11 protein-coding genes are annotated in these 12,168 nt (G+C 46.1%); 5 read left to right on the top strand and 6 right to left on the bottom strand.

From position 1 onward, the window contains the following. Positions 1-77: 77 nt before the first annotated feature. A complete protein-coding gene (locus B3182_RS11840; RefSeq protein WP_292356139.1) occupies positions 78-671 on the bottom strand; it encodes a septation protein A in 594 nt (197 codons plus the stop codon). 52 nt (positions 672-723) lie between these two features. Here B3182_RS11840 and B3182_RS11835 point away from each other — a divergent pair, with 52 nt between their 5' ends. The 4 genes from B3182_RS11835 (at position 724) to B3182_RS11820 (ending at position 4,237) form a co-directional block, all read left to right on the top strand. Next, positions 724-1,554: a PHP domain-containing protein gene (locus tag B3182_RS11835; RefSeq protein WP_292356140.1), complete on the top strand. Its 831-nt coding sequence runs from the start codon at positions 724-726 to the stop codon at positions 1,552-1,554. Positions 1,555-1,624: 70 nt separating this feature from the next. After that, complete coding sequence (locus B3182_RS11830; protein WP_292356142.1) at positions 1,625-2,251, top strand: L-threonylcarbamoyladenylate synthase; 627 nt, start codon at positions 1,625-1,627, stop codon at positions 2,249-2,251. Continuing rightward, the gene (locus tag B3182_RS11825; RefSeq protein ID WP_292356144.1) at positions 2,248-2,922 is read left to right on the top strand and encodes a lysophospholipid acyltransferase family protein; all 675 of its coding nucleotides are present in this window, start codon (positions 2,248-2,250) and stop codon (positions 2,920-2,922) included. The genes B3182_RS11830 and B3182_RS11825 overlap by 4 nt, the downstream gene beginning before the upstream one ends. A 67-nt stretch (positions 2,923-2,989) precedes the next feature. Beyond that, entirely contained in the window at positions 2,990-4,237 is a 1,248-nt protein-coding gene (locus B3182_RS11820; protein ID WP_292356146.1) for an O-antigen ligase family protein, read from the top strand. Here the strand turns inward: B3182_RS11820 and B3182_RS11815 are convergent. From B3182_RS11815 to B3182_RS11795, 5 genes are all read right to left on the bottom strand, one after another. After that, positions 4,229-5,131: a glycosyltransferase family 9 protein gene (locus B3182_RS11815; RefSeq protein WP_292356148.1), complete on the bottom strand. Its 903-nt coding sequence runs from the start codon at positions 5,129-5,131 to the stop codon at positions 4,229-4,231. The two genes, B3182_RS11820 and B3182_RS11815, sit on opposite strands and share 9 nt — an antisense overlap. Further along, positions 5,128-6,126, bottom strand: coding sequence for a glycosyltransferase (locus tag B3182_RS11810; protein ID WP_292356150.1), 999 nt, complete (start codon positions 6,124-6,126; stop codon positions 5,128-5,130). Before B3182_RS11810 ends, B3182_RS11815 begins: the two co-directional genes overlap by 4 nt. Beyond that, positions 6,123-7,244 (bottom strand): glycosyltransferase family 4 protein, encoded by a 1,122-nt coding sequence (locus B3182_RS11805; RefSeq protein WP_292356152.1) that lies wholly within the window; start codon positions 7,242-7,244, stop codon positions 6,123-6,125. Before B3182_RS11805 ends, B3182_RS11810 begins: the two co-directional genes overlap by 4 nt. A 15-nt stretch (positions 7,245-7,259) precedes the next feature. Then, positions 7,260-8,219, bottom strand: coding sequence for a mitochondrial fission ELM1 family protein (locus B3182_RS11800; protein WP_292356154.1), 960 nt, complete (start codon positions 8,217-8,219; stop codon positions 7,260-7,262). Positions 8,220-8,349: 130 nt separating this feature from the next. Continuing rightward, complete coding sequence (locus B3182_RS11795) at positions 8,350-9,273, bottom strand: lysophospholipid acyltransferase family protein (protein ID WP_292356155.1); 924 nt, start codon at positions 9,271-9,273, stop codon at positions 8,350-8,352. 165 nt (positions 9,274-9,438) lie between these two features. On the opposite strand from B3182_RS11795, the gene clpB reads away from it, so the two are divergent. Next, positions 9,439-12,024, top strand: a complete 2,586-nt coding sequence (gene clpB / locus B3182_RS11790; protein WP_292356157.1) for an ATP-dependent chaperone ClpB — start codon at positions 9,439-9,441, stop codon at positions 12,022-12,024. Positions 12,025-12,168: the final 144 nt, after the last annotated feature.

Raw genomic sequence — 12,168 nt, 5'->3', positions numbered from 1 at the left:
ACCAAGATGAGCCGGACGGGCAGCCATACGCCGCTGCAGGCTATCGGGCTTATCTTCGCTGATAATGGCATATAACATCAGGACGCATCCTTCGAATCATTATTTCCATTTATATGACGGGATAGATAAATAGCCTGCCCGGCAATAAATACCACTGTAATGGCCAAAGAGCCAAATAATTTAAAGTTCACCCAGGTTTCTTCTGAGTAGTAATACGCGATATAAATATTCAGAAATCCGGAAAAGATAAAAAACAGAATCCACGCAGTATTCAGTCTTGACCAGACCACGGTTGGTAATTGCATATGCGCTGCCATCAGACGTTCAAGCAGGGTTTTATCGGTAAACACTCTGGCACCAATGAAGGCTAATGCAAACAACCAGTTCACCGCGGTGGGTTTCCACATCACAAATTCCGGGTTCTGTAACCAGAGCGTGGCCCCGCCAAGCACCATCACCAGAATAAAGGTGATTAAATGCTGTCTTTCCACTTTGCCGTGACGCAGCAAACCATAAAGAACCTGAACCAGTGTAGCGACCATCATTACCGCTGTTGCAGCATAGATGCCGGCCACCTCATATTCCTGACCATTCCAGTGGTAGACGCCGCCACCAAATTTATAGGCAATGAAAAACAGAATAATGGGCAGGAAATCAGTAAATAGTTTCATCTTTTTGTTCAGTTATTACAGAGATGCCACATTCTAACGTAAAATCAACACCATGACGCACTATGACCTGCATTGCCATTCCACCGCCTCTGATGGCGCATTGTCTCCGAAAGCATTGGTTGAACGAGCTGTTCAGCAAGGAGTCGACGTGCTGGCGCTTACTGATCATGATGGTACAGAGGGCATTACGGCTGCGCTTGAAGCTGCCGCAGATCAGCCACTCACATTGATTCCCGGGGTCGAAATTTCGGTCAGTTGGAATAGCAGCACGGTGCATATTGTCGGGCTGAACATTGATATTGAAAACGTTAAATTGCAAAACGGTTTAGCCAATATCCGCCAATATCGGCAACAAAGAGCCGAACAAATTGCGCAGCGTTTGGAAAAATCCGGTATTTCGGGCGCGCTTGAAGGTGCGGGAAAATATGCATCTAAGACCATGTTAGGACGACTGCATTTTGCACAATTTCTGGTCGAACAAGGTCATGCCTCCAATACGAAAGATGTCTTCAAACGTTTTTTGTTGAGGGGGAAACCTGGATATGTGCCGGGACAGTGGACTGATCTGGAATCCGCAGTTGAATGGATAATCGAGGCGGGCGGCCAGGCGGTTATTGCTCATCCGTTACGTTATAAAATGACTGGTACCAAGCTGCGACGGCTGATTGATGATTTTAAAACAGCGGGCGGACAAGCCATTGAGGTTAGTTCCGGCCATCAGCATCCAGATCAACTGAGAAATGTAGCAGCACTGGCAAAACATTATGAATTGCTTGCTTCCTGTGGATCGGATTTTCATGGTCCGGAACAGACTTGGAGTGAGCTTGGACGCTTCCTCCCATTGCCTGCTTCCTGTAAACCGGTATGGTCTTTATGGCAGTAAGACGGTCATGCGGCATGGGTTATGGTATATACAAGTAATTAACGAACTAAAGAATTAACGAAGGTTTTAGATGAGCCAGTATTTTCAAATTCACCCGGATAACCCGCAACCGCGCCTGATTAAACAAGCCTGTCAAATAATAATGAGTGGTGGCTTGGTGGTTTATCCAACCGATTCGGGCTATGCACTGGGATGCCATTTGGGTGACAAAGGCGCTATGGATCGTATTCGTCGTTTGCGCCAACTGGATGCTGATCACAATTTCACGCTGGTGTGCCGGGATTTGTCTGAGCTATCGGTTTACGCCAAATTCAATAATGCAGTCTTCCGCTTGATTAAAGCGCATACCCCTGGCCCCTATACATTTGTATTACCGGCGACTAAAGAGGTGCCACGTCGATTGCAACATCCCAAACGTAAAACCATCGGTTTACGAATTCCGGTTAACAATATTGCCCTTGCCCTACTGGAAGAACTGAATGAACCCTTAATGAGTTCAACACTTATCTTGCCGGGTGAGACCATGCCTATGACAGAGGCTGATGAAATAGCCGATCAATTGAGTAAACATGTGGATTTGATTATTGATGGCGGAGCATGTGGCAGTGAGCCGACGACCGTGGTCGAGTTTATAAATGACTTACCCGAAGTGGTTCGCGTTGGTATGGGTGATCCTGAACCGTTTGAGGTGGAATGATCATCTATCTTGGTTTATTCCTGTTAATCGCTTTCAGTATCTGGCTTATCGGCATTATTCATGCTGAAGCCGATTGGGGCGGACCGTCAGTTAACTGGCTGGATGGCTGGACTCGCTTAATCTGCCGGTATATTCAGCATTTACCGGAACAGAAAATAAATCTGCCAGAGACTGGCCCGGCGATTATAGTCGCTAACCATGTATCTGGTGTTGATCCCTTATTACTGATATCTGCCAGTAAACGTCCGTTACGCTTTTTGATTGCTCGGGAAGAGTATGAGCGGCCATTGGTCAGTTGGGTTTTTAAAAAGGCAGGTTGTATTCCTGTTGATCGTTCCGGCCGCCCTGAGCAGGCGTTAAGGCAGGCCTTAAGAGCATTGCAGCAGGGTGAGATCATCGCGCTGTTTCCCCACGGAAAAATTCATCTGGATACTGATCCACCGAGAAAAATTAAGGGTGGCGTCGGCAGGCTGGCAAGCTGGTCGGCTGCACCGATATTTCCAGTACGTATTGATGGTGTTGCGGCACAGGGCAAAGTGTTTACTGCACCTTTTATACCGAGTCGGGTGCTGTTAACGATGGGCCAACCATTACAGTGCACCCCGCAATCAATGGAAGAATGTTTGCAGGATATTATTCTGACAATCGAAACGCCGATTCCCCGACCCTAATTTTCATCATAGTGTCTTAATCCCTAGGTAGTCTGAGAAGTTATTTTGCCTGCACTGAAAGACTTTGATGATAACCGACACTACTCCCACCTGGGTTCGTTACTCCCAAACTGCACTGCCATGGTTATTACCGGCATTATTGTTATTTTCGCGGGCCATTGCCGATTTGACTGTACTGTTAACTGGCATTCTGTTTTTAATTTGGTCGTTTCAGCGACATGACTGGCTTTGGGCGAGAAAGCCCTGGTTTCGTTTAAGTCTGCTTTTATGGGCTTATTTATTGCTTGTAAACTTACCTCTTAGCGTTGATCCGTCTGATAGCTTGCTATACGCCATTACCTTTATGCGCTGGCCTTTATTTGCCGCAGCATTAGCTTACTGGTTATTAACAAGCCGCGACCGACAAAAACACTTTCTCATCGCCTTGCTATTCACATCTCTATTTATTGTCTTGGATACTGGCTGGCAATATGTAACAGGTGTGGACTGGTTTGGTATTCCTATTGCTCCAGAAAACCGGTTGACCGGGCCGTTTCGTAATCCAGTGGCTGGGATTATGATGGTGCGGGTGGAATTTATCTTATTGCTTGCGCTAGCAGTATTTTCCAGTTTGCAGTCTACCTATCGGCAAGTGCTGTTTATCGTTGGTATTTTGCTGAGCTTTTTATTGTTAATTTTTATCACAGGCGAGCGCATGGCGTTTATGTTGTGTGTTTCGGCTAGCTTAATGGTATTACTCGGGGTGGCGCTGCAATATCCTGCCAGACAAAAACTGGTGGTGCTGGGCGGATTGCTACTTATTTTAATCATTATTGCTTTGATGTTTTTGCTACCGGAGATATCGCAGCGGATGGTGTTTAGTACGGTCGAAAAATTACAGAATTTCCGGGAATCGGATTATGGCCAGGTGTTTCGCGGGGCCTTCGAAGTTTGGCAGCACTATCCGTGGTTTGGTAGTGGTCTGCACAGTTATCAAGCTGTTTGTAATGAACTAGCGGTAATGGCTAACACTCCTCTTGAATGTACACATCCACATAATCTGTATCTGCATATTGGTGCGGAAACCGGTATTGTTGGAGTAAGTTTATTTTGCTTGATGGTGTTGGCGATCTTTCACCAGGCATTGATGTCATTATGGCGACAAAAAAGCTGGCTGTTGCTGACCATCAGTTCGGCGATTTTGCTACTGAGTTTTTGGCCATTAATTGGTGGTATCAGCTTGTTAAACAACTGGGTGGCGGCCCTGGTCTGGTTAGGTGTTGGTTGGGCACTGACAGTTGATTTGCAGCATTCCTCTGCTGAGCATTCAGCTTGAAACGACACCTTGAGCTTGTAAGTAAGCAATGATTGTCTCGACATTCAGTTCTGACAATGAACTGATGCTGTAAGGCTTGAATTGTTTACGTTCAATTTCAGCACGCTGGGCACAGCTGTGCGGTCCAAAAATCGCCATACCGGCCTTACCCAGATGCGCAGCCAGATGGCTTGGGCCGGAATCGTTGCCAATCACAAAACCGGCTTGTTGAATAACACCGGCCAGTTGAAACCAGTTGAGATCTTTTAACAATTTGCCATTAAATTGCTCGGCTAATTGACTTTCATCTGGCCCGAGCACGGTGACAACATTGATGCCTTTTGTGGCTAATGTTTCAGCAAGTTGAGGATAGAAGGGCCAGCGTTTTTCGGGACGTCTGGCCGAGCAACCGGGCAATAATAAAATAAAACCAGAGTTAATTTCGCACTCAGTCAGCCACTGTTGCATATCATCTGCCAGCCAGCGTAAATCTGCTTGCCGGGCATATTGACTATCAATTCCTGCTTGTTGCAACAACTCAATCTGGCCTTGTAAGCCACTGACTGGAGTATGTTTAGTCGCACGTTGAACCCATGGCGATCTTGGCAATAATAGCTTTCTATACAGTCGAGTGCGTTGCGTGTTCTGCAAATCAATCACCAGATCAAAATCCTGCTCTCTTAATGTTTTTCTGAGTAGCCACCAATCTGACACTCGCCATAACGGCCATCGCTTATCTGTTAAGACAAAATCGATATGGGGGCTGCGCTGCATTAGCAATTGATAGGCGGATGAGGTCAGTAAAGATATTCGAGCATGGTCGAAATACACTCTAATATCATGCAATACGCCATCTGCCTGTAGTAAATCACCGAAAGCGCCATGTTTTATCACTAGAATATGAGGCGATTTCATGATGAGATCAACTTACGGTAGAGTGCCAGCGTCTGATCGGTCATGGCCGTTAAGGTCATGCATTGCTCAGCAACAGCATAGGGTTTTTGCATCAGGGCCGACCATTGGCTCATATCAGCTAACAAACTTTGTAGACGCTCTTTTAATACCTGAGGGTCATCAATTGGCACAATTAACTCTTCCGATAAGATTTCATTGGCGACCGGCACATCTGTTGCCAAAACTCGGCATTGTGTGAGCAGTGCTTCATTGAAAACATAAGAAAAGCCTTCGCGCCGCGAGCTGATAATCAGGGCATCGGCTTGCTGCATTAACGGAATAATATCCTGACGATCGCCTATTAATTGGATATCTGCAGTAGTTGAAAGCGCATCTATCAATGATTGAAGATGTTCTTTTTGCGGACCGTCGCCAGCAATCCATAAGGTAACCGGCAGATCTGCAACCGCCTTAATGAGTACATCAAAGCCTTTAGCAGGCACCAGTCTGCCAACTGCCAGCAAAAGTGGGAATGCATTCGGTTTTTCTTGTAGGCCTTTTGTGATGAGCGGCGTTCGGATGCCGTTATAAATCACCGTGACGTTTTCATCGGCAAAGGGTTTTGCGAGATGCTTGCTTACAGCAATAACCTGATTAAAATGCCGATAAGCTCCGAGCTGTCGTTTGATATTGTGTAAAGTTGCGACACGTTGACCTGAAAAAAAATAACGCAACGAATTCACCAGTGTTGCGGCTTTATTTGCCTGCGCATGCACAATATCAAACTGTCCCTGACGAAATGACTTTCCCAGTGACCATAACAGCCTTGGATCGTGGCGACTGTAATGGCTGGGGATGGCAATGCTTTGAATATGTGTTGGCAATTTTCGAATAAATACTGGGTCGGCAATAACCGTGATTTCATGGCCACGTTCAGCTAACGCAAGACTAAGTTCGTATACATGTTTTTCCAAACCACCGTCGCCACGGCTGGCAAGTACCTGAGCAATTTTCATGAAGCTTTTTCTGGTACTGCGAGCGAATGATAAATAGCGAGCGTATTCTCCAGCATGCTTTTTAGCGAAAACTCCTGATTTTTTGGCACCTCAGGTGGTGTGATCAGCCACTGCAGACTTTTTGCCTGTAAAGCAGCTTTATCTCCGGGTGTAATAAGACCGGCTGGCAATATACGATTCAGCTGTTCAGCAACACCACCATGGTTATACGCAATCACTGGTTTACCTAGGCTTAACGCTTCAAGCGGGATGCGGCCAAAGGCCTCCGGTTCTGTGGAGAGCGAATATACGATTTTCGACATCGCCATTATGTCGCGGATATCGCTGCGGTGCCCAGTAAAAGTGATGTGAGATTGCACGTTTAGTTCGGCAATTCGGTCGGTGATTTCCTGTAAATAACGTTTTTTGCCAGGCTTGGTTTCGCCAACGATCAGACCATGAACTTGAGGATTTATTTTGCTAAGTGCTGCAATAAGCTCTATAAAATCATGCTGGCCTTTCCAACGGGTAATTCGTGCGGGCAAACATAATAGAAGTTTGTCGCGAGTTTGCGGAAACTGCTGATACCATTGCGTCTGCCACGCAGCATTTGGTTGATAACCGAAAGGAAAATCTGCTGTATCAACGCCCCGGTAATTTAATTGCAGCTTGTCACTATTAACCTGGTAATGGCGAAGTACGTATTCACGAATCATTTCTGAGATCACAATGACCTTTTCGCCTTTGGTCATAATGGCGCTGTATGCATTTACTGAATAAGGGCCATGAACGGTGGTAATAAACCGTGGTCGTTGTCGATGTGGGATAGTTTTCAAGGTGAGATAACAAATCCATGCCGGTAGCCGTGAGCGGGCATGCACAATATCTACCTTTTCACTGAGTAAAAAACGACGTAATTTGGGGATCTGCCTTAGCGTTAGCAAGGATTTTCGTCCAATAGGACAGCTGATATGTTTACTGCCTTGCCTGGTAAGTTTTTTGACCAGTCGCCCGCCAGCAGAAATTACGATAGATCGGTGACCTTGCTGAATTAAAAACTTGCCGACCTCCAGCGTACCACGTTCGACGCCGCCTGACGCCAACGAGGGCAATACTTGAACAACGGTCAGTTTCGTCAAAATAAACTATAAAAGTTAGGTGTTGGCAATGGCTGCGCGACCCGGTACCAGTTGTGATAACCAATTAGCCTCAATCCATTCTGCACATCTATCGGCTTCAATAAAGCCATTTACCGGTTGTAAAGCCTGTTGATAGTTTTGTTGATGGTCAAAACGGACAATCAGTTTCTCAGTCAATAATTTTTGCAAACCGTTACTGACCCGGTTTTGGCGTTTAACCGGCACTGGTAAAGTGCCTACCGCAACCCTTGCCGTAAGTGCTTCATAGACCATTGATACCGAATCTTCACTGATCCAGGCGCTACTGACTCTGGCCAGTTGCTCCGCCACCCATCCAGCAGCAGTTTGCTCAAATGGCACCACTTCAAGATTGGTTGCTTCCAATAATTGCACTGACTGTAAGGTTTCAGCTGGTGTGCGGCGAGACGTAGTTAATGTGTAATGAGTATTGGGATTATCAGAGAGCAGTTTACGAATATATTGCATCAATTCTGTGTTATCCCAACCGCAGTGTTTAGAAGGACCGCCGAGCATAATCAACGACTGATTGGCATGATGAGAACCTGTAGCATTTAATGGGTTTAATACGCCGCGGGTTTGCAGAAAATTGCCACCGCCATGGTATTCGTCATGCTCAGGAATAAGACAGAGATCAAATAATCCTACCGGTAGGCTAGGCTGCATCATCAAGACTGTTTTACCACCATAAGCACGCTTGGCGGCAAGCATCGAAAAATGTGTGCGATGACCTGCACCTATAATAAGATCTGGAAGCGGTAAACCTGCTCCGGCAGGCCAGACTCCAGATAACCATTGATAAAATGGCGCTAATTTTCCTGATACCGGAATATCAATCAATTGACACGGACGCATGCGTTGCAATGCATGAGCCAGACCCAATGACTGACTTTCATGACCTGGTTTTCCATCAGTTAACCGCCAGATAATGGTTTCACCTGAAACTGATGCATTCATCTGATCATTGCTCCCAAGTTGGTGAATCAACCCCATGAATTGGCACGGAGTCGTTTGCTCATTGGGATAACCTTAGTTTAAAAGTGTGTAATTCTGATGTCGGAAATATGACAGTGACTGTCACATTTAATTAGGTGCTTTTGGTTGGCTGGATATATAACTTGCCGCGTCCATCTGGCTGGGTTTTGAAGCGGCGATGAACCCAAAGGTACTGTTCGGGGTACTGTTTTACTTGGGCTTCCAGCCAATCATTTAACTTTTGTGCATCTTGCAGAGTATTACCAGAGGGGTAGTTTTCCAGCGCTGGAAATAATTTCATCAAATAACGTCCATCTGGCTGACGGCAAGGCATAAAAGGTATAACCACTGCACCAGATTTTTCAGCCAGACGAGATGGGGCAACTATCGTGGCAGCTGGAAGATTAAAAAACTTGGCAAAGACCGAGGTTTTGCCACCGAAATCCTGATCAGGGGCATACCAGACGATTTTATTGGCTTTTAGCGCCCGCAATAAACCCCTGATATCGGCTTGGAGCAGACTACCTTCACTGTGTTTATGCCGATAGTGCAGCATTACCTGATTGAACAGTGGGTTTTTCATATTGTGAAACATCACATGCATGGGATGTTTTAGCATCATCAAACGACCGCCCAATTCCATGCTGGTAAAATGGCCGGTCATTAGAATGACACCACGACCTTTCTTTACAGCCGATTGCAGATGTTCGAGACCGTCATAATCAACGATTGTTAAAAGAGATCTATCTGAGGCCCACCAACTGAGTGCCGTCTCAAGCGGCATCATGCCGACACTGTATAAGGTTTTTTTCAGTAATATTTTCTGTTCAGATTTTGATAACTCCGGAAAGCAAAGTGCAATATTGCGTTTGGCAACAAAACATTTTTTAGCTGCAAATACGCTTAAGCTCTTGCCTATAATGGAGGCAATGAGTGATCTGCTGGTGGGCGAGAGATAAACGGATAATCGCATTAATGCTAATCCTAGCCAATTGCCCCAAAAACGTGAGGCCAGCAATTTCCAGTGTTTAAGCATAGTATGTAGTGAAGTCCGATAAGCAATTTAACAGTTTGGCAAATTTTAATGACCGAAATATGAATTAGCCTTTTCAGCAAAAAAATAAATTCTGTTTCGACCTCTTGAGATTATCTTGTGTACCCCCCATTTTGTAATTAACTTATTTTTTACAGGGATATTACGATGCAAATCGATAAACTCACCAGCAAGTTCCAGGAAGCACTTGGCGCCGCACAAAGTCTGGCGGTCGGGCGCGATCATCAGATTATTGAACCAGCCCATCTATTGTTGGCGTTAATAAATCAGCAAGGGGGCACGGTAAAACCGTTACTGGCCCAAAGCGGTGTTAACGTTCCAGCTTATCAGGCTGATCTGGAAGCACAGTTAAACCGTTTTTCCCAAGTTGAAGGTGGTAATGGGGATATCCGCATATCTTCAGACTTGAACCGATTATTAAATCAAACGGATAAATTGGCTCAGCAACGTCAGGATCAATTTATTTCCAGTGAGCTTTTGGTACTGGCTGCGGTTGAGGAAAAAAATCAAACAGGTGAATTGCTACGCAAGCATGGGGCTAACAAAACCAATATTAATAACGTGATAGACAAAATTCGTGGGGGCGAACGCGTGACTGATCAAAATGCCGAAGAACAGCGCCAGGCGCTAGAAAAATACACTATTGATCTAACTGCTCGTGCCGAAAGTGGCAAGCTGGATCCAGTGATTGGTCGTGATGATGAAATTCGCCGCACCATCCAGGTCTTGCAACGTCGTACCAAAAACAATCCGGTATTGATCGGTGAACCCGGCGTCGGTAAAACAGCGATTGTTGAAGGTTTAGCCCAGCGTATTGTTAACGGTGAAGTGCCTGAAGGCATGAAAAACAAACGAGTGCTTTCCCTCGATATGGGATCGTTAATTGCTGGTGCCAAATTCCGTGGTGAATTTGAAGAACGTCTAAAAGCGGTACTCAGTGACCTGTCTAAACAGGAAGGTCAGATCATTCTGTTTATCGATGAAATTCACACCATGGTCGGTGCTGGTAAAGCCGAAGGGTCGATGGATGCCGGTAATATGCTGAAACCTGCTTTGGCCCGAGGTGAGTTGCATTGTATCGGCGCGACTACGCTGGATGAATATCGCCAATATGTTGAAAAAGATGCCGCTCTGGAACGTCGCTTCCAGAAAGTGCTGGTGGGCGAACCCAGTGTGGAATCTACCATTGCCATTCTGCGTGGCCTGAGTGAGCGTTATGAAGTGCATCACGGTGTGGATATTACCGATCCGGCCATCGTTGCTGCAGCGACCTTATCGCATCGTTATATCACCGACCGGAATCTGCCGGATAAAGCCATTGATTTGATTGATGAAGCGGCCAGTCGGATCCGTATGGAAATTGATTCCAAGCCGGAAGTTTTGGATCGGCTGGAAAGGCGTTTGATTCAGTTAAAAATTGAGCGTGTAGCGTTGCAGAAAGAATCGGATGAAGCTTCCAAAAAACGTTTGGATACGCTGGAAACCGAAATGAAAAAACTGGCCCGCGAATATACCGATCTGGAAGAAGTCTGGAAATCAGAAAAAGCGGCTTTACATGGTAGTCAGCACATCAAGGAAGAACTGGAAAAAGCTCGGCTGGAACTGGAATCGGCCAATCGTAGCGGTAATCTGGAAAAAATGTCCGAACTGCAATATGGCCGTATCCCTGCGTTAGAAAAACAGTTGGATATTGCCACCCAGGCAGAAATGCAGGACTTCACCTTGCTGCGGAATCGTGTCGGCGAAGAAGAAATTGCTGAAGTGGTTTCCAAATGGACCGGGATACCGGTGTCCAAAATGCTGGAAGGTGAACGCGATAAACTGCTGAAAATGGATGAAGCTTTGCACGAACGGGTTATCGGTCAGGACGAAGCAGTCAACTCAGTCGCAAATGCGATTCGTCGCAGTCGTGCCGGTTTATCAGATCCCAATCGTCCTAACGGTTCATTCCTGTTTTTAGGGCCAACGGGGGTGGGTAAAACCGAGCTATGCAAATCTCTGGCAACGTTTTTATTTGATACTGAAGAAGCGATGGTGCGAATTGATATGTCCGAATTTATGGAAAAACATTCAGTTGCCCGTCTGGTCGGCGCACCTCCCGGTTATGTCGGCTATGAAGAAGGCGGTTATCTGACGGAAGCGGTGCGCCGCAAACCTTATTCAGTGATCCTGCTGGATGAGGTCGAAAAAGCGCATCCGGATGTATTCAATATTCTGTTGCAGGTACTGGATGACGGTCGGCTGACCGATGGACAGGGTCGGACGGTTGATTTTAGAAACACCGTTATTGTGATGACCTCTAATCTGGGTTCCAATGTGATTCAGGAAATGGCCGGCGAAGACAATTATGACGCCATGAAAAATGCAGTGATGGAAATTGTTGGCCAGCATTTCCGCCCGGAGTTTATTAACCGTGTGGATGATGTGGTGGTATTTCATCCGTTACAGAAATCACAAATCCGGGCGATTGCTGATATCCAGCTGTCACATTTGCGCCAACGTCTGGCAGAAAAAGAAATGGGACTGGAATTATCTGATGCGGCACTGGATATGCTGTCTGAAGCAGGTTTTGATCCGGTCTATGGGGCCAGACCTTTAAAACGGGTCATTCAGCATGAGTTGGAAAACCCGTTAGCCCAGGCTTTATTGTCTGGTCGCTTTGTGGCCGGACAGGTTATCAAGGTAGATGTGCAGGATGAAGAATTAACCTTTACCAGTGAGCTGATGCACTAGGGCGTGTTTATCTTCCATCTCCACCACTGCTGGCGACTATTTTTGTGTCCGGCAAGGCGGAAAGCACGTATTGTAGCCTTACTACATAAGTGATTGACAACGCAGGCGGGCGCAAAAATAGTCCCAGCCCTTCGGGTTGTGACT

Source organism: Methylophaga sp. UBA4204, from assembly GCF_002379485.1.
In the GTDB taxonomy this organism is placed as follows: domain Bacteria; phylum Pseudomonadota; class Gammaproteobacteria; order Nitrosococcales; family Methylophagaceae; genus Methylophaga.
The sequence above is the reverse complement of the archived record's forward strand: the minus strand, read 5'-3'. Positions and strand labels throughout refer to the sequence as shown.